The organism is Piscicoccus intestinalis NBRC 104926, from assembly GCF_001515525.1.
In the GTDB taxonomy this organism is placed as follows: Bacteria; Actinomycetota; Actinomycetes; order Actinomycetales; family Dermatophilaceae; genus Kineosphaera; species Kineosphaera intestinalis.
The window spans coordinates 1-16,900 of sequence record NZ_BCNQ01000036.1 but is presented as its reverse complement, the minus strand read 5'-3'; the positions used below and the strand labels follow the sequence as shown (position 1 = coordinate 16,900).

Sequence of the window (16,900 nt, the reverse complement as noted above, 5' to 3'; positions counted from 1 at the left end):
TCCGTCAGAGGTGGCGCGTTGGATCCATCCGCTGGTGGCGGATGCGGATCACGTCAACCCCGGCGCCGCTCTCGACGTAGAACAGCATGTGGCTGCCCACGCCATGGCGGCGATATCCGGCTCGGATCTCCCCACACGCGCGCGCCAGCCTCGGGTCGGCCGCGACGCGCTCGATGGCGGCTTTGATCTCCAGGGTGTAGCTCTCCGCCTGCTGGCTTCCCCACCGGTCCTCGGTGTAGTCCCAGATCGAAGAAAGGTCTCTTTGGGCTGCAGGGGTGAGCCGATAGCGGGTCACTGCTTCTTGGCCGCGATGAAGGCGTCGAAGTCGAACTCTTCGGCAGGGCCGCTCTCCTCACCGGCGACGAGTGCCTGGCGCAGAGCCGCGAGGCGCGTCTCCTCATCCTCAAGTAGCCGCAGCCCGGCGCGGACGACCTCACTGGCGTTGCGATAGCGACCGGAAGCCACCTCGCGGGCGAGGAAGTTCGTGAAGTGCTCATCGAGACTGATCGAGGTGTTGCGCGCCATGCGCTGGATAATACCAATCTTTGGTAAGCGCTAGTCGGCGACGTCCCTGCGCGAAACCCGGTTTGCCCGGAGAGCGGCAGCGGCCAGCATGGGCACGGTGACGACTTCCGCCGGCAACGCTTCATCCGAGATCGCGCCCGGGCCCGAGATGGTCACGCGGCTATTGCTTGAACAGGTGCCTCACTTGGCTCATCTGCCGGTTCGTGCGAGCTCCACATCCGGCAGCAGCAACTGGGTCTTCCGTCTGGGCGAGGAGCTTGCCGTTCGGCTGCCTCGTACCGACAGCTACGTCCCCGACCTTCTCAATGAGGTGCGCTGGCTCCCCCACCTCGCTGCCAGACTCCCGTCCCCTGTGCCGAGAATCGTGGCTGTGGGCGAACTGGGGATACCGCTGCGGTGAACCGGTCACGGACACAATCGACGAATGGGCCGACCGCGCCGCTTCGGAGCTCGCCGATCTCTTCGACGAGGCGGCCGTTCACGAGGCCTGGCGGCGCCTGCGAAGAGTCCCGCCCGCGACGGAGCTGCCGTGCCTCGTCCACTGCGATGTGTCTTCGGAGAACCTCCTGGTTCACCCCGACGGGAGCCTGGCAGGGGTGATCGACTTCGGGGGGATGGGCGTGGGCGACCGATCCATCGACTTCCTCTACGCCTGGAGCATGTTGGAGGCACCAGCACGCCGACAACTCCGACCTGACTTGCACAGGTGAGGGGGGCTTGTGGTGGTTCTGGCTGGTGTTGATGCTGGTCAGGGCGCCGCGGGGTGTTGGGGTGACACACTAAGCTCCAAATCGCCGACGAGTTTCTCGAAGCGGGGTGGCGTGCCGAGCGGATCCTGCGCCAACAGATCGAGCAACTGTTGAGCCTTTGTCTTGAGGCCCGACGACGCCAGCTTGCGGGCATCCTTCTGGGCCTGTCGGGAGTAGACCACGGTCCACCCAGCACCACTCACCAGTCGAGCTCAGTCGAACCAGCCTCGACACCCTCGCTTCGCGCGGCGCGGATGGACTCGGCCAGACCCGGGACAGACCCAATGAACAGCGTCTCCTGGATCGCCCGCCAGTCGTCCTCGCCAACGAGCACGGCGTTACCACGCTGCCCGGTGATGGTCAGCGGCTCCGACTCCTGATTCACCTGATCGATCAGCCGGTACAGGTTGGCCCTGGCCCACGTTGCACTCACCGAAGTCATGATGGCCTCCTTCACCGAAGGTGTACGTCATTACGTACGTGAGAGCAAGGCTGCGGCCAGCTGTTTACCGGTGCACAACCGGTCCCCCGGTTAGGGCGCCAGGCCGCTGGGACCACGGGCGACGCGCTCCATGCGAAGCATGAGGGCAGCGGAGGGCGTGACTCGACCGTGGCGATAGGTCGAGAGCCGACTGCGCGAGGTGCCGATGCGTTCGGCGAACTCGGCTGGGCTGAGGCCGGATTCAGTCACTAGCTGCGACACGCGAGCGGCGACGGCGGCTCGCTCGGTCCGCTCCGCACGGCGCCGCGCCCGCGCGATTGCTCGGCGCAGGAGGGGCTCGAGGCCGGGCACGGTCTCCTGCCGCAGGTAGTCCTCCAGCTGGCGCGCCACGGGGCCCCACGGGTCGCGCCCGATCTCTGCGGTGAGCACAGCCCAGTCCCGCAGCGACCCGCGCTCCAGAACGGCGAACAGAGCCTCGTAGGGCCAGGTGGCCACGGGATCCGACGGGTCGACATCCACGTGGCGCAGTCGGCGCAGCGCAGGAGACGTCATCGCTGGTCCTGTTCGGTGAGCTCCAGGAGGCGGTCGGCAACTTCGGCGCAGACCGAGGTCACCGACGCCCAGTCGTGCCACCGCTCGTCCAGCTCCTTATAGGTCCGCAGCTGGGTGGTTACCCGTGGATCCTTGGGCGTCGGCTCAGCCAAGCGAAGGGTCACTGCGGTGAGCACGGAGTCCCCCTCGTTCGACCGGTCGGCGTAGTAGTCGTCGATCGTCACGAAAACTGATGCCGCCGCGGCCTCCCCGATCCGGTCGATCAGCGCCGCCGTGTCGAGGTAGTCACGGGTGGCGTTGCGCTGGACGACGAGGTACGCCTTGACGCGGAGCATCTCGGGGAGGGTGGGAACGCGCACCGTGACCCCGGCTCCGAGGTCGACGTCCTCGACTTCCAGCGGACGTGTGCGTCGGAGCTGACGCAGGCCGGCCTCGATACCGTCCAGGCTCCCGAGCGGGGTGAGCGGCGGGCTGCTGGCGCGCACCGACGTCACCCAGCCCTCGCTGGCCTCGACCGCTTCGACAATCTCGGCGTAGCGCTCGGTGAGATCGGCCAGGACATGGTCGTGGTCCAGTGACAGCCGATGCCCAGCGTGCAGGGCTGACGCGGTACCCCCGACGAGGACAGCATCGGGAACCAACTCCTGGAGCCTGGCCGCCGAGCGCAGGACCGCCTGCAGCCGGGGTGAGCGTGTCATGGCACTCATCGTATCAGTTCTGATACGGTACCGGGTCGAGCTAGCTGCACCCCGCGCAGCCGCCGCAGCGACGAACGCCTGAGCTGCGCGACGACCTCGCGGCGCACGACGCGCGGTACGTCGCGGCGGCAGAGGCCCTGGACGCGCCGGTCCTCACGGACGACAGAAAGTTCGCCCGTCCTCCGGGGCGACCGGGCGGAGCCGGTAGCCGGCGCCGCGCACCGTCTCCAGGGAGTGACGATCAAAGGGGATGTCGATCTTCTTGCGCAGATTGCCGACGTACACCTCGACGATGTTCTCGCCGCCGTCGTAGGTCGGATCCCACAATCTCGGCCTTCGACAGCACCTCGTCGGGGTGGCGCATGAGGAACTGCAGGACCGCGAACTGCTTGGCTGTCAGCGAGATCTCCTGCCCTCGACAGGTGACGCGCCGGGTGTTCGGGTCGAGGGTGGGCTCGCCGACGGTCAACGTGACGGGGTGTTCCGGCGCCCCTCGCCGAGCCAGCGCCCTCAGCCGCGCGACGAGCACGCATGTCTGAAACCACTCTGAAGCCGACTCGCCCGGCACCGGCTCCGTTTGGTGTGGCTTCAGCTGCCGCCGGTGACGATCGCTGCGTCGGTTGCGAACGGAGGCCGAACGATGGCTGTCGACACTGCGCCCTTGGGGCGGACGGTTCCGAATGCACTCACCCGGCGACATCGCACGGAGCCGGCCGGGCAGCCACACTGGGTGGCGCCGTTGCTCGCCGCGGCCGTCGGCGCCCTATACCTGAACCACCTGGATCGGGTGGGGTTCGGCAACGCGTTCTACTCCGGAGCGACCTGGGCCGGAACCCGCAGCGCCAAGGCTTGGCTGTTCGGCGCCATCGACCCCGGTGCCACCGTGACGGTCGACAAACCGCCTCTATCGACGTGGCTCATGACGCTTTCCGCCAGGGTCTTCGGCTTCAGCGGCGCGAGCACCCTCGTGCCGCAGGTTCTCATGGGCGTCGTCTCGGTCGCGGCGGTGTACGCCATCGTGCGACGCCTCACGGACTGGCGAGCCGCCCTCCCATCCGCGGTCTGCATGGCGCTACTTCCGGCGAATGTCCTCATCTATCGGTACAACAACCCCGACGCCGTGATGAACCTGTGTCTCCTCGCCGCCGCCGCCGCGAGCCTTCGCCTCGTCCGGCGACCCGCCTGGCCCTGGGCGCTGCTCGCGGGCTCCGCCGTGGGCTTGGCCTTCCTGGCCAAGATGCTGGAGGGGCTCATCGCCGCACCCGCCTTCGCCCTGCTGGTGCTGCTGGGTGGCCAGGAGCCACTTCGTCGCCGCGCCGCTCGAGTCGGCGCGGCAGCCGCGGCCGCGCTCGCGACCGGCGGCTCGTACGTCCTCTTGCTGCAGATTTGGCCGGCGAACCTGCGTCCCTACCTCGGTGAGTCCGCAACTAACTCGTTCCTCGACCTGGTCATCGGCTACAACGGGTTGGCGCGGATCGTCGGTCGCTCTACACCCAGCGCGAGCGCCGGCAACACCGAGTCGTGGTGGCAACGCCTCGGCCCCGAGGGCGGTCCCGGACCGTTCCGTCTGTTCACCGGAGAGTTCGCCCTCGAGTCCTCCTGGATCCTGCTGCCGGCGACCGCTGCGCTGCTGTGGGTCCTGTGGCGCAGGCGCGGCCTCCCGCGCGACGACCTCGCGCGAGCCGTGGCGCTCTCGATGGCCACCTGGCTGTTCACGCATGCGCTCGTCATCAGCCTGATGCGCGGAATCGTGCACCCGTACTACACCTCTGCGCTGGCGGCGCCGGCAGCGATCCTCCTCGGGCTCGGCGTCGATGCGGCGCGAAAGAATCGCCTCCCCGCACCCGGCCGACTCACGGTGGCGAGCGTGGTGCTCCTCCAGGGCGCCTGGGAGGTGAGTCTGTACGCCCGAGGCGGGTGGGACGGCGCGACAAGGTGGGCGGCTCTGCTGGCGGTCGCCACCGTCGTCGTCGCGGCCGCGTTGCTGGTGGTTCCCTCGCGATGGTGGTCGAACGTCACGCTGGTCAGCGCCTTCGTGGTGGCGCTGGCACCCGCCGGTTACGCCGTCGCAACGATCGACTCCCCGCACGGGGGCGTCAACCCCGTGCTCCAGCAAGGCGCACCGCCCGTCGCTGGAACCGTGCTCACCCTGCGCGCCAAGGACCGTCCGACGACCTACTCCCCGGAGTTCATCGCCACCCTCCGCTCGGAGGGCACCCCTTGGGCCGCCGCGGTCCGTGGCTCGTACGAGGCCGCCAACCTCGAGGTGCAAGCCCGCGTGCCCGTCATGCCCATCGGTGGATTTCACGGCACCGACGCGACCCCTGCGCTCCCGGCGTTCCTCGACGCCGTGCGCCGGGGCCAGGTGCGCTATTACGTCATCGTGCCGGAGCCGTCACCGACCCGGGCGGCCACACAGCCCGTGGCACCGCGCTGGTGGGGCGGGCCGGCAGCGGCGATGCAGAACACGTGGCGCATCAGCGAGTGGGCCCGAACGCACTACGACGCCATCACGATGTTCGGCACGAGCGTCTACGACCTGTCGTGACCGCGGTCTCCCCGCGCACTCGTGGCCCGACTGCCAGAACCCGATCCACAACACCCGGGGCAGGGTGACGAATCGCGCCGAGGCCGATCGTCATGGAGGTGTCGGGCAGCCACACGGGTCGCCCAGCGACGAGAGGATCAGACCATGCGCTACTCCCTGCTGCTGCACTACCGCGAGCCGGCCGCCGGCGAGATCGACCCGGAGACGATGGAGGCCGCCATGCGCGCCTTCCAGGCGTACGCCGACGCGTTGCACTCCGCCGGGGTGCTCGTCGCCGCCGAGGTGCTCCAGCCCAGCACCGCCACGACGACGGTGACTCGGCGCACCGGCTCCCTGGAGGTTCAGGACGGGCCGTTCGCCGACACCGTCGAGGCCCTCGCCGGGGTCTTCGTGCTCGACGTGCCCGACCTCGACGCCGCCATCGGGTGGGCCGAGAAGTGCCCCGCCGCGCAGTTCGGCGTCATCGAGGTCCGGCCGGCCGGCACCTCCTACGTCGACGGTGCCTGGACCCACTGAGCACCCGATGAGCACCCGATGAGCACGACAGAGCCGGTGCGGGCCGTCGCCGAAGAGCGCGCCCGCACCGGCTACGGCCGGCTGTTGGCCCTGCTCAGCTCGGCCACCAACGACATCGCCGCCGCCGAGGACGCCCTCGCCGACGCCTTCGAGCGGGCCTTGCGCGCCTGGCCCGAGAGTGGCATCCCGGCCTACCCCGACGCCTGGCTGCTCACCGTCGCCCGCAACCGGCTGCGGGACCGGTGGAAGTCCGCCGAACACACCCGCACGCAGCAGCTCGATCCGGAGGCGGGAGGCCTGCCGCACGTGCTCGACGACATCGACCCCGACGCGATCCCCGATCGCCGCCTCGAGCTCATGCTCGTCTGCGCGCACCCGGCCATCGCCGCCAACGCGCGAACCGCGTTGATGCTCAATACGGTTCTCGGGTTCACCGCCGAGCAGATCGCGCGCGCCTACGCCGTGCCCGCGCCGACGATGTCGACCCGGCTGACGCGGGCGAAGTCGCGGATCAAGGCGGCACACATCCCCTTCCGCATCCCGGATCGCTCCGATCTACCGGACCGGCTCGACACCCTGCTCGAGGCCGTCTACGCCGCGTACACGATCGAGTGGTCGACCGGTCCCGAGGCGAGCGGGCTGCCTCCCGAGGGGCTGCAGCTGGCGCAGGTGCTCGCCGAGCTGATGCCCCGCGACGCCGAGGTCCGCGGACTGGCGGCGCTCGTCGATCTCTCCGCCGCCCGCCGGTCCGCGCGCACCGACGACGAAGGCCGCTTCGTGCCGCTCGCACGCCAGGACCCGTCGCGCTGGAACCGCGCGCTCATCGACCGGGGCCGCGCGCACCTCGCCGCCGCGCACGGCCTCGGGGAACTCGGCCGCTTCCAGCTCGAGGCCGCCATCCAGGCGCTCCACTGCGCCCGCATCGACGGCACCGAGCCCGACCCCACGCTCCTCCTGCAGCTACACCGCGCCCTCGTCGACCTCGCCCCGAGCCTGGGCGCCGTCACCGCGCTCGCCTCGGTGACCGCCGACGTCGACGGCCCCAACGCCGGTCTGGCCGTGCTGGATTCGCAGGCCGGCCCAGGTGACACCGCCTCCCGCTACCAGCCCGCGTGGGTCACCCGCGCCCACCTCCTCGCCCGCGCCGGGCGGCACGCCGACGCCCTCAAGGCCCTCGACAAGGCCCTGTCGCTCACCCACGACCCGTCTCAGCGCGCGCACTTGGAGGGCCTGAGACGGGAGTGGTCGACGGCCGGTTGAGCGAAACAGACCGCGCTTGCGCCTCGGATCACGAATGTCCTTGTGTCGCAGTCATTGCGACATGTGCGCTGCAGGGGTCTCGCAGGAGGACGCGGTCGCGGACAGTGCCGCGCGCGGATGGGCCGAAGACGAAGTTGGCTTACATACTCCGCGCTCGGCGATGAGGCGCTCTGCATCACCGCAGGTCAGCGAGACGACCGAATTAGTTGCACGGGAGTGTGTAAGTCATTCTCGTCTCGACCCGCGATCCGGGGCCGAATCAGGCCCCGGGTTCGTACCGGTCCTCGGCGACGAACCGGATGATCGACGCCAATTCGCCGGGGTGCGACCGGTGCGCCAGGTGCGCACCGCCGATGGCGTGCACGTGCAGGTCTGGGCGGCGCTGCAGCAGGGCTTCGACCTCCGGCGGGGTCAGCGTGACCATGCCGGCCTCGGGCTGCACGAGGTGCAGGGGCACGTCGATCAGGTCGTACAAGTCGGCGGTCGGGAAGTACGGGGCGTCGATGTCGATCTCGTACAGCCGCTGCAGCGTCGCGCGGTCGGGCGTGTGCAGCCACGTGCCGTCGGGTCGCTGCACGAACGAGTAGCGCGTCTCCTCGGCGATCGCCTCGCCGGCCCCGGCCATCAGCCAGTCCGTGGAGGAGTTCGCCGCCTGCTCGCGCGCGGCCGCCTCGACCTCCTCCTGTGACGCGACCACCTGGCCGAAGCCGAAGCGGGCGCACAGGTCGTCCATGAACTCGTCGGACTGTGCCATCTGCAGGTCGTCGTGCACCTCCTGCCGCGACCCCAGCGGCAGGCTCAACTCGATGGTGATGACGGCGCGGAACCGCTCGGGGCTGTCGGCGGCGGCCGCCACCGCCATGAATCCCCCGGTGTTGTGGCCGATGACGATCGGCCGGTTCAGCCCGAGCTCGTCGATGACGGTCAGCACGTCACGCCAGTTGTACCCCGCGTCGGTCACCGGCGCGGACGCGCTGAGCGAGTGTCCGCGCACGTCCATCGAGACGGCGCGGAAGCCGTTCAGCTGCGAGATCACCGGATCCCACGTCAGGGCGCACATGCCCGCGGTGTGGATGAACAGCAGGTCCTGCCCGGCGCCCCCGTAATCCAGACCGCCGAGACTGCCACCCTCGACGGCGACGCTCCAGGTCGAGTAGGCCATGGTTTCCTTTCGACTCGTCCCCCCGCAGTTGCCAAACCCTCCGAAGAGAGTGGACTTTTCACCATCATGCGGCACGTTGATCCCGCAGCCGGGGATTGGGCGGGTCGACCGGGCCGTCGGACCGGGCCGATGGTCCCGGCGTTGGCGTCCGTCGTCTCCTCGCCGGGCGGTGGCGACGATGGGGAGAGGATCGGACGCGGTACCGCTAGCGACGCACGAGCCGCCGACCGCGCGCCGACGAAGCCCGGCGGGCCCAGGCCGGGATGCGCTCGGGGCGCGGACCGACTCCGATGAGCAGGGCGGGGATCGCGCTCAGGGCCGGAACCCGACGCCACGCCGCCACGGCCGCGGCGGGCGGGCCGGTGACGTCGCCGTCGAGGACGCGGTCGATGAGTGCCGCATGCATGACCCGCTGCACACCCTGCACCACGACCGTGGGCAGGAGGCGGCGGCGCCGCACCCGACGCAGGTCGGCCTCCCGCACCGGGCCGTCGGAGCCGGCGCGCTGCAGGGGCCCGGCCAGCAGGCGGGCGGTGGCGACGGCGTCCTGCACGGCCAGGTTGATGCCGACTCCCCCGACGGGCGACATCGCGTGGGCCGCGTCGCCGATGCACAGCACCCCGGGCGCGTGCCAGCGGCTCAGGCGGTCGACGCGCACGTCGAGCACCTTGACGTCGTCCATCGAGGCGATGCCCGCGACGTCATCGGCGGCCTGCGGCAGCAGCCGCGCGATCCGCGCCCGGAAGTCCTCGATGCCGCGCGCCCGCAGCGCCGCGTCGCTGCCCTTGCGGCCCAGGTAGGCCACCTGCAGGTAACCCTCGCGGGGAATCGCGATTGCCACCTCGCCGTCGTTGAACCGCGGCAGCAGCGACTCGGCCAGGTCGCGCCGGGTCGGGATGCGGAACCACCAGACGTCGAAGCCGACCGGGAATTCGCGCTTCGGCAGCCCCGTTTCGCGGCGCACGAGCGACCAGCGCCCGTCGCAGGCGACGACGAGATCGGCCAGCAGCCGGATCGGACCGTCCGGGCTCTCGACGTCGACGCCGACCACCCGATCGCCGTCGCGCACCACACCGGTGACCTCGTGGCGCATCCGCAGGTCGAACGTCGGCTCCGCGCGCCCGGCCTCGGCGAGCAGGTCGAGGAAGTCCCACTGCGGCACCATCGCGATGTACGGGTGCCGAAGCGGCAGCCGCGTCAGGTCGACGAGCGTGACCTCCCGCCCGTCCGAGTCCTGCACCCGCGCCCGGCTCAGCTTGCTGTGCGGCAGGGCGTCGAACCGCTCGAACAGTCCGAGGTCGTCGAGCAGGTCCAGGGTCGTAGGGTGCACGGTGTCGCCGCGAAAGTCCCGCAGGAAGTCGGCGTGCTTCTCCAACACCGTGACGTGGACGCCGGCGCGGGCCAGCAGCAGGCCCAGCACCATTCCGGCCGGTCCGCCGCCGACCACGACGCAGGTCGTGCGCTCGCTGCGGCTCCCGTTCGACTTCTCGGAGCCGGTGTCGCGCTCAGACGTAGTTGTCATGACTCCTCCTGGCGTGGGTTAAGTCGTCAGACGTCGCCGCTCGATGTTCACGGCGGTCGCCGCGCGGCCATGTCCACAACTGTAGAACTCTTCATCTGTAGAAATCAACGGTTGTGGAATACTGGCGCAGTCATGAGGGAGCACCGGGGAGACGCACATGTCGGATGAGAGCGCGGGCCGCACCGGACGTCGGCCGGGGCCCGTCTCGACGCGGGAGGAGATCCTGCGCGCGGCTCGCGCGGAGTTCAGCGCGCACGGCTACAAGGGCGCGACCCTGCGGGCGATCGCCGGCTCGGCCGGGGTCGACCCGGGGCTCATCCGACACTTCTTCGGCGACAAGGAGGGCCTGTTCACGGCCTCCATGGAGCTGCCGATCGACGCGCTCGGGGTCGTCCTGCAGACCGTCGACGGACCGCGCGATCAATGGGGGGAGCGGCTGGCGCGCGCCTACCTCCAGCTGTGGGACGAGCCGCCGACCGCGGCACCGATGCGCGCGGCCGTGGTGTCGGCGTTCGGTAACGAGCAGGCGATGGCGCGGCTGCGGGAGTTCATCATGTCGACCGTGATGGAGGGCCTGCGCCCCCACCTGCCCGACGACGACCCGCAACTGCGCATCGCGACGGCCATCACCCACATCGTCGGCATCGCGATGGGCCGCTACATCCTGCGGGTGCCGCCGCTGGTCGAGCACAGCCTCGACGACCTGGTCACGCTCATCGCCCCCAGCGTGCAGCGCTACCTGACCGGCCCCCTGTCCCCGACCGGCGCCGGGCAGACACCCTGACCGGGCCGCCGCGCGACCGAGTGCCGTCAGGCGCCCTACCAGCGCACGTCGACCGCCCGCATCAGCCTGGGCGCGTACGACGGAATACGCCTGCGCGCTGACGATCCGCGCCCTCTCGCGTTCTTAGCGTCGATATCCCAGGTGGCGCAGCCCGCGCTGCCGATGAGGGGAGGGACACGACATGAACAAGAGGCTGACGACCATCGCCCTGAGCGCACTGCTGGCCACCGCCGGTCTGGCCGCCCTGCCGGTGGACTCCGCGTCCGCGACGGGCGGCTGGAGGCTGACGGCGACTCGGGTGATGAACGGGCAGACGATCTACAAGTACACGAACTCCAGCGGCGGCGTGATGTACACCGACCACCCGGTCGACTCGAACGGCAGCGCCTGGGTGACGGTGGCCCAATAGCCGCGCCGAGACCTCGGCAGCCGTTGACGGCCTCGCACCGCCGGCGGCTGCCGACCACCACCTCGCAACCCCTCCGCGAGTCCAGACCCACGAGCGACTAACGGAGGCAGTGTGATCCGCGTGTTGGTCGTCGACGACGACCCCTTGGTGCGTTCCGGCATCGCCATGTTGCTCGCCGCCGAGCACGACGTGAGCATTGTCGGGGAGGCCGGGGACGGGCTCGTCGCCGTCGAATCCGCCGGCGACCTCGCACCCGACATCGTGCTCATGGACCTCGGCCTCCCCCTGCTGGCGGGCACCGAGGCGATCCGCCGCATCGCCGACTCCGGCGCCGGGCGCCCGCGCGTTCTCGCGCTGACCACCTTCGACGACGACGAGACGGTGGTGCGGGCGCTGCGCGCCGGGGCCGACGGGTTCCTCGTCAAGGATTCCGCACCGACCCGGCTCGGCGAGGCGGTGCGCGCCGTGGCGGCCGGCCGCAGCTGGCTGGACCCGGCGGTGACCTCACCCGTGCTCGACACCCTGCGCAGACAGCAGCCGTGGGAGCGCCCCGGTGACGGCGACCCGCTCGCCGACCTGACCCCGCGGGAACTGGACGTGCTGCGCCTCATGGCGCACGGATTATCCAACCGCGAGATCGGCGAGGCCTTCGTCGTGAGCGAGGCGACCGTGCGCACGCACGTGTCGCGCATCCTGACCAAGACAGACTCCCGGGACCGCACCCAGGCCGTCGTGCTCGCGTATCGCTGCGGGGCCGCGCCGATCCCGGCCTTCGGATGGGAGACCCGACCATGACCGATCGACTCAACCCCCAGCCGCCGGACCGTGATGAGACTCCGGGGCAACCGGATTCGGCGCTTCGCGTGTCGGTCTGGCGCCTCGGCGGCGACGGTACCACCGGGGAGTTCCTCGGTGACGCCACCCTGGCCACGACCACGTTCGTCGTCCTGCACCCGCGCGCGGCCGCGACGGTGCTGGCCGACGGCGAGGCCGTGAACCGGCTCCGCGTGGTCGTCGACACCGAGTTCTCCAGGTACGTCGTCGACGGCGGCGTCATCCTCGGCAACGACACCGTGCCGGGCCAGCTCGTCGCCGTCGAACTGGACTTCCCGATCGCCGAGGAGCCCACGCCCATCCCGACTCCGAGCCTCGGCGAGGACCCCGCGCGCTTCACCGCCCTGGAGGAGTTCCTGCTGGCGGCCGGCGCGGCCGACCCGACTCAGCCTCCGGCCGCGCCCGATGGCCCCGGCTTCGAACGCCGGGAGAGCACCCGGATGGGCGGCGTCCGTCCGCCGTGGTGCCACCTGTGGCCGGGCTGTTGGGGGTGCCGCTGACGGAGCCGGTGTCGACACGCGTCGAGAGCGGGGCCGCACCGCGACGGTGGCGGCCCCGCTGGTCGCGCGTGTGCGTGTGCCTCGCGGCCGCGGCGCTCGACCTGGCCATGTGGGGCGGAGACGGGTCGCTGCGCTGGGGCGGTGCGGCGCCGACCTGGGTGGTCGTGATCGGCGCCGTCGCGGTCTTCGCCGTGCTGCTCGACGAACGCCGCGACGCACCCACCGGCTTCGCCGTGGCCTGGGCGTACTCCCTGGCCTGGGGCGCGCTGCTGCCCCACTACCAGCCGTTCACGGCGTTGCTGCTGGCCCTCTACGAGCTGGCGCGCCGGATTCCGACCCGCCGCGCCTGGCCATACCTGAGTGCCAGTGCCGCCCCGTGGCTGCTGAACGCCGCCAACGCCGCCGCGCTCAGCGGGGTCGATCGCCTCGGCACCGCGCTCAACGCCGCGCTGTGGGCGGTGCTGACCGCGCTCGTGTGGATGGCCGGTCAGGTGACCTACCGCAACGCGCAGATGCTGCGGCTGCGCGACGAGGTGTTCGCGGCGCGCCTGCACCTGACGCGCCAGCAGGACCGCGTCGCCCTGGCGCGGGAGTTGCACGACGTTCTGTCGCACACGATCGGGGCGATCACGATGCAGGCGGCCGGGGCCCGCGCCCTGCCGCCCGGGGACCCCCGGGTCACCGACGCGCTCGGGCACATCACGGCCACGAGCACGTCCGCGATGCAGGAGCTGCGAAGCCTGCTGGGCTTCCTGTCCGAACCGCCGGAGCCCGCCGACGAGCCCTCGGCTCGCACCGGCTCCGGTGACCTGGTCGCGCACATCGGCGCACTCGTCGACAGCACGCGGGCGTGCGGTCTGCGCGTGAGCACGGTCGGACTTCAGGCCGTCGCCGCCCTCCCGCCGGCCGAGCAGCACGCCGTGCTGCGCGTCGTGCAGGAGTCGCTGGCCAACGCTCTGCGCCACCAGGGCCGCGGCTGCCGGGTCGGCATCCACTTCCAGATCGACGACGACTCGGTGGTCACGCACGTCGTCAGCGTCGGCGGCGCCGGACGCGACGCGGCGCTGTCGGGTCACGGGTGTGGCATGGGCCTGCGCGGCATCGCCGAACGCCTCGCCGAACTCGGTGGCGACGTCGAGGCCGACGGCACGGCGCAGGCGTTCCGCGTGCGCGCCCGCATCCCCGCGGGCCGGGCCTGACGACCGTTCGCCCGAAGGCCCGCTCGCCGGCCGTGGATGCCGCAGCCCCTCGTCGCGTCATCGCGCTGACGTAGCCGTAGATCAGCATCGAGGCCGATGCTGGAGCCGGTGTCGCGCTCGCAGTCTCGTGGTGTCAGGGACACACCCTCGGCGGGTCTCGATGACATCGGGGCCCCCGAGGCACGGCACGGGAGGACGAGATGACACACACGACGAACGCCGCGGCGCGCCGGCGATTCCCACGGGCTCGAGCGGCCACGGTGGCGGGCCTGCTGGCCGCCTCGTTCGCAGGCGGCCAGGTGGCCCACGCGGCCGAGACGGGTGCTGCACCGACGACATCGACGGCCGGCTCCGTCGTGACGGGCACGTCCTCGTCGGTATCGGGCCGATGGGAGTGCTGGCCGCGACCTGCGCCCGACGACATGGCACGGCCGACGGTCTGCTGGCCGCCCCCGTGTCCGATCCCGCTCGGGGACCGCTCGGAGCAGGAGCTGCGGCGCTGGTGTCCGCCCTCGCCGTGGCCGCAGCCGTTCCCGGACCTCCCGCTGTGACGGGCGCACGGGCGGGCATCCTCGCGGTGACCGCCGCCGCGCAGGGGATCGTCGTGCACGCCCTGCCGGGCAGCCCACGAACCTGCGAGAGCGGGCCGGCGAGGTCGCAGCGAACCGGCTCCAGACGCTCCGCGCCTCCACGAGAGTGAGCGGTCGACAACCGGATTCCGCGCATAGACCCAGGACCGCGGCGAGGCCGGCTGGCGACCGGCCTCGCCGCGGGTGGTCGACTCAGGAGCCGGAGCCGACCATCTGGCGCCCCGTCTCCAGGTAGGTCTTGAGGCCGGCGAGCACCCACGGCCAGCCGCCGCCACCCTGCTCGGCGTTGCCGGTGCCCTCGATGTCGCGGGCGGTGTTCTGCGCGCCGGTGCAGTCGTGGGTCAGGGTCAGGCCGGTGAGCGGGCCGCCGTACTCGACGAGTTCCCACGTCAGCGTGGTCTCCTCGCTGTGCCAGGCGGCGATCCAGGTCTGCACGAGTCGGTGCGGCGGGTCGGCCTCCAGCACCTGGCCGGTGACCGCGACGTCGCCCATGCCCATCTGCTTCATCTCGGCGGTGGTGTCGCTGCGGTACTCGCCGCCGGCGACGAGGTCGTAGAACACCTCGCCGCCGTAGCCGTACTTGGTGCTGAACTCCTTGCTCGTGATGGCGTCCCACACCTGCTGCGCGGTCGCCTCGATGTAGACCCGGAACACCTGCACGTCGGGTGCGTTGCGGTCGGTGCCGTCGGTCATCGTCAGGTCGTCGGTGCTGCTCATGGCTTGTCCTCCAGCTGTCGTTTGAGATCGGCCAGGGCCGTGACGTGGTGCTGCGTGAACTTGTCGATCCAGCGGTCGTGGATCAACCGGATGGGGACCGGGTTGAGGTAGTGCAGCTTCTCCCGGCCCTGCTTGCGAGAGACGACGAGGTCGGCCTGCTCGAGCAGCTTGAGGTGTTTCGACACCCCGAATCGCGTCATCTCCGTGCGTTCGGCCACGACCTGTTCCAGCTCGCCGAGGGTGCGTCCACCCTTGGTGAACAGCGCATCGAGAAGCAGCCGCCGCGTCGGGTCGGCCAGCGCCTTGAACACCAGGTCGTCGTCCACGTGAACGACGATAGGTGACCTTTTAGTCACATGTCAACGGTTGGCTGCTCGCGCCTGGCCTGTCCGACTCCTCGTCGGGCCGGGCGCGGCTGCGGCTGCCGAGGCGGCTCGGCCGGGTCGCCACTGGGTCACCAGCACCAGGGCCAGCGCAAGTTCCACGAGGTCGCCGCCGTAGTACATGAGCGTGGCGCCGCGACGCAGGTCGACGGGCTCGACGTCGGCGGGGAAGAACCCGGCGTACATGAGCTGAGAGACGGTGGCATGCACGGCCACCGCGACGCCCAACACGACCAGCCGCGCGGGCACGGAGGGGCGCGCGGGTGCGGGGTCGGGGCCGCAGATGACCCACGCGAACAGGTAGCCGCTGGCCAGAAAGTGTCCATGCAACGCGGCATGCCCCCACGCGGAGGCGGTGGCCGCGGAATGCAGGGGCGTCGCGTACACCACCGGCAGCAGACCGACGGCCAGGATCAGTGCAACGACCGGGTGGGCGACGAACCGGACGGGTCGCGCGTGCAGGAGTGCCCCGATCCGGGATCGCCAGGCCCGCGGCCCCCAGCGCAGCAGCAGCCGCATCGGCGCGCCGAGCACCATGAGGAACGGCCCCAGCATGCCGACGAGCAGGTGCTTGGCCATGTGCGCCGCGAAGGTGTCGTCCGCGGCCAGCGGGCCGGTCAGCGCCCACAGCACCAGACCCGCTCCGAGAACGAACACCGCTGACCGTCGCACGGGCCACCGGCCGCCGCCGACTGCCGCCGCGCGCAGGGCGAGCACAATGTAGGCCAGCGTCAGCGTGGCCACCACGGCGGGCAACAGCAGGTCCGGACCGAACGGTGCACCGGAGCCGTGGTCGTGCATCAGAGCGCCGGCCGCGCTCGGCGGGTCATCCCCCAACCGATCGACATGAGCGCCGCTCCGAGAGCGAGGAATCCCAGGTCCCAGGCGAGTTCGTTCGGACCGGAGCGCACGTGGTGGATGCCGAGGAGGTGGTGATTGACGGTCCCCTCGACGAGGTTGAACAGCCCCCACCCGAACAGGACCCAGCCCCACAGCACCCGCGAACCCCAGACGGCACGTCGCTCTCGGCTGACCCGTGCGTAGAGGATGCCGAGTCCGGCGAGCGTGCACAGCCACGTCGTGGTGTGGAAGATGCCGTCCCACACGGTGTTCATCTGCAGTCCGGGCACGGTCGCAGGGTCGTAGACGTCGAGGCCGAGCCGGTCGCGGCCCGAGCTGGAGAGCATGTGGTGCCACTGCAGCAGCTGATGCAACAGGATGCCGTCGAGGAAGCCGCCCAGGCCGATGCCGAGCAGCACGCCGGGCAGCCGGATGCTCACCGGGCGGGGCGGGAGGGGCGGACGATCGGCCGCGACGTCGGCCGCGCCCCCTCCGGCGTGGTCGGGGTGGGACATGGCGGGCCTCCTCGCACTCGGCCCGAGAGGGCTGCCCGGGCGCCCTCACCCTCGCATCCGATCGGGCCGACCGCGATCCGAAACCGTGTCCACACACCCGTGGTGCACACCGACTCAGAACGGCGGCTCTTCGGGGCCGAGCGCCTTCAGGGCCG

21 protein-coding genes and 1 pseudogene are annotated in these 16,900 nt (G+C 71.0%); 10 read left to right on the top strand and 12 right to left on the bottom strand.

Annotated features, from left to right (window positions below):
- Positions 1-4: 4 nt before the first annotated feature.
- A complete protein-coding gene (locus PINTE_RS07875; RefSeq protein WP_068428364.1) occupies positions 5-295 on the bottom strand; it encodes a type II toxin-antitoxin system RelE/ParE family toxin in 291 nt (96 codons plus the stop codon).
- Positions 292-525 (bottom strand): type II toxin-antitoxin system ParD family antitoxin, encoded by a 234-nt coding sequence (locus PINTE_RS07870; protein WP_068428362.1) that lies wholly within the window; start codon positions 523-525, stop codon positions 292-294. Before PINTE_RS07870 ends, PINTE_RS07875 begins: the two co-directional genes overlap by 4 nt.
- A gap of 97 nt (positions 526-622) precedes the next feature.
- Here PINTE_RS07870 and PINTE_RS24205 point away from each other — a divergent pair, with 97 nt between their 5' ends.
- Entirely contained in the window at positions 623-925 is a 303-nt protein-coding gene (locus PINTE_RS24205; RefSeq protein WP_245642844.1) for a phosphotransferase, read from the top strand.
- Positions 831-1,235, top strand: a complete 405-nt coding sequence (locus tag PINTE_RS07865) for a phosphotransferase (RefSeq protein WP_068428356.1) — start codon at positions 831-833, stop codon at positions 1,233-1,235. Before PINTE_RS24205 ends, PINTE_RS07865 begins: the two co-directional genes overlap by 95 nt.
- 238 nt (positions 1,236-1,473) lie before the next feature.
- On the opposite strand, the gene PINTE_RS07860 is transcribed toward PINTE_RS07865, so the two are convergent.
- From PINTE_RS07860 to PINTE_RS25020, 4 genes and pseudogenes are all read right to left on the bottom strand, one after another.
- Positions 1,474-1,716 (bottom strand): type II toxin-antitoxin system Phd/YefM family antitoxin, encoded by a 243-nt coding sequence (locus PINTE_RS07860; RefSeq protein ID WP_068428431.1) that lies wholly within the window; start codon positions 1,714-1,716, stop codon positions 1,474-1,476.
- Positions 1,717-1,806: 90 nt separating this feature from the next.
- Positions 1,807-2,268: a helix-turn-helix domain-containing protein gene (locus PINTE_RS07855; RefSeq protein ID WP_068428354.1), complete on the bottom strand. Its 462-nt coding sequence runs from the start codon at positions 2,266-2,268 to the stop codon at positions 1,807-1,809.
- Positions 2,265-2,966 (bottom strand): hypothetical protein, encoded by a 702-nt coding sequence (locus PINTE_RS07850; RefSeq protein WP_068428350.1) that lies wholly within the window; start codon positions 2,964-2,966, stop codon positions 2,265-2,267. The genes PINTE_RS07855 and PINTE_RS07850 overlap by 4 nt, the downstream gene beginning before the upstream one ends.
- Positions 2,967-3,119: 153 nt before the next feature.
- Positions 3,120-3,330, bottom strand: a pseudogene (locus tag PINTE_RS25020) (winged helix-turn-helix domain-containing protein).
- A 366-nt stretch (positions 3,331-3,696) separates the two neighbouring features.
- Here PINTE_RS25020 and PINTE_RS07845 point away from each other — a divergent pair.
- The 3 genes from PINTE_RS07845 (at position 3,697) to PINTE_RS07835 (ending at position 7,290) form a co-directional block, all read left to right on the top strand.
- The gene (locus PINTE_RS07845; RefSeq protein WP_068428347.1) at positions 3,697-5,514 is read left to right on the top strand and encodes a glycosyltransferase family 39 protein; all 1,818 of its coding nucleotides are present in this window, start codon (positions 3,697-3,699) and stop codon (positions 5,512-5,514) included.
- A gap of 144 nt (positions 5,515-5,658) precedes the next feature.
- A complete protein-coding gene (locus PINTE_RS07840; protein WP_068428340.1) occupies positions 5,659-6,030 on the top strand; it encodes a YciI family protein in 372 nt (123 codons plus the stop codon).
- An 18-nt stretch (positions 6,031-6,048) separates the two neighbouring features.
- Positions 6,049-7,290: an RNA polymerase sigma factor gene (locus PINTE_RS07835; RefSeq protein ID WP_068428337.1), complete on the top strand. Its 1,242-nt coding sequence runs from the start codon at positions 6,049-6,051 to the stop codon at positions 7,288-7,290.
- A 259-nt stretch (positions 7,291-7,549) separates the two neighbouring features.
- Here PINTE_RS07835 and PINTE_RS07830 read toward each other — a convergent pair whose 3' ends face one another.
- Positions 7,550-8,452: an alpha/beta fold hydrolase gene (locus PINTE_RS07830; RefSeq protein ID WP_068428328.1), complete on the bottom strand. Its 903-nt coding sequence runs from the start codon at positions 8,450-8,452 to the stop codon at positions 7,550-7,552.
- Positions 8,453-8,657: 205 nt separating this feature from the next.
- Entirely contained in the window at positions 8,658-9,974 is a 1,317-nt protein-coding gene (locus PINTE_RS07825; RefSeq protein ID WP_068428325.1) for an FAD-dependent oxidoreductase, read from the bottom strand.
- 157 nt (positions 9,975-10,131) lie between these two features.
- Here PINTE_RS07825 and PINTE_RS07820 point away from each other — a divergent pair, with 157 nt between their 5' ends.
- From PINTE_RS07820 to PINTE_RS07800, 5 genes are all read left to right on the top strand, one after another.
- A complete protein-coding gene (locus PINTE_RS07820) occupies positions 10,132-10,758 on the top strand; it encodes a TetR/AcrR family transcriptional regulator (RefSeq protein WP_068428322.1) in 627 nt (208 codons plus the stop codon).
- Positions 10,759-10,939: 181 nt separating this feature from the next.
- Entirely contained in the window at positions 10,940-11,167 is a 228-nt protein-coding gene (locus PINTE_RS07815; RefSeq protein ID WP_068428320.1) for a hypothetical protein, read from the top strand.
- A gap of 111 nt (positions 11,168-11,278) precedes the next feature.
- The gene (locus tag PINTE_RS07810) at positions 11,279-11,962 is read left to right on the top strand and encodes a response regulator (protein WP_217996532.1); all 684 of its coding nucleotides are present in this window, start codon (positions 11,279-11,281) and stop codon (positions 11,960-11,962) included.
- A complete protein-coding gene (locus PINTE_RS07805) occupies positions 11,959-12,501 on the top strand; it encodes a hypothetical protein (RefSeq protein ID WP_157087126.1) in 543 nt (180 codons plus the stop codon). Before PINTE_RS07810 ends, PINTE_RS07805 begins: the two co-directional genes overlap by 4 nt.
- Positions 12,474-13,700, top strand: a complete 1,227-nt coding sequence (locus PINTE_RS07800) for a sensor histidine kinase (RefSeq protein ID WP_068428313.1) — start codon at positions 12,474-12,476, stop codon at positions 13,698-13,700. Before PINTE_RS07805 ends, PINTE_RS07800 begins: the two co-directional genes overlap by 28 nt.
- 782 nt (positions 13,701-14,482) lie before the next feature.
- Here the strand turns inward: PINTE_RS07800 and PINTE_RS07795 are convergent.
- From PINTE_RS07795 to PINTE_RS07780, 4 genes are read right to left on the bottom strand one after another with little or no spacing between them, the layout of a single operon-like run.
- On the bottom strand, positions 14,483-15,007 hold the full coding sequence (locus PINTE_RS07795) for an SRPBCC domain-containing protein (RefSeq protein ID WP_068428310.1): 525 nt from the start codon (positions 15,005-15,007) through the stop codon (positions 14,483-14,485).
- Positions 15,004-15,333, bottom strand: a complete 330-nt coding sequence (locus PINTE_RS07790) for an ArsR/SmtB family transcription factor (protein ID WP_068428303.1) — start codon at positions 15,331-15,333, stop codon at positions 15,004-15,006. Before PINTE_RS07790 ends, PINTE_RS07795 begins: the two co-directional genes overlap by 4 nt.
- Before the next feature lie 33 nt (positions 15,334-15,366).
- On the bottom strand, positions 15,367-16,191 hold the full coding sequence (locus PINTE_RS07785; RefSeq protein WP_068428298.1) for a cytochrome c oxidase assembly protein: 825 nt from the start codon (positions 16,189-16,191) through the stop codon (positions 15,367-15,369).
- Positions 16,191-16,745 carry a DUF2243 domain-containing protein gene (locus PINTE_RS07780; protein ID WP_084343360.1) on the bottom strand — a complete coding sequence of 185 codons (555 nt, stop codon included), beginning with the start codon at positions 16,743-16,745 and terminating at the stop codon, positions 16,191-16,193. Before PINTE_RS07780 ends, PINTE_RS07785 begins: the two co-directional genes overlap by 1 nt.
- Between the last annotated feature and the right edge of the window lie 155 nt (positions 16,746-16,900).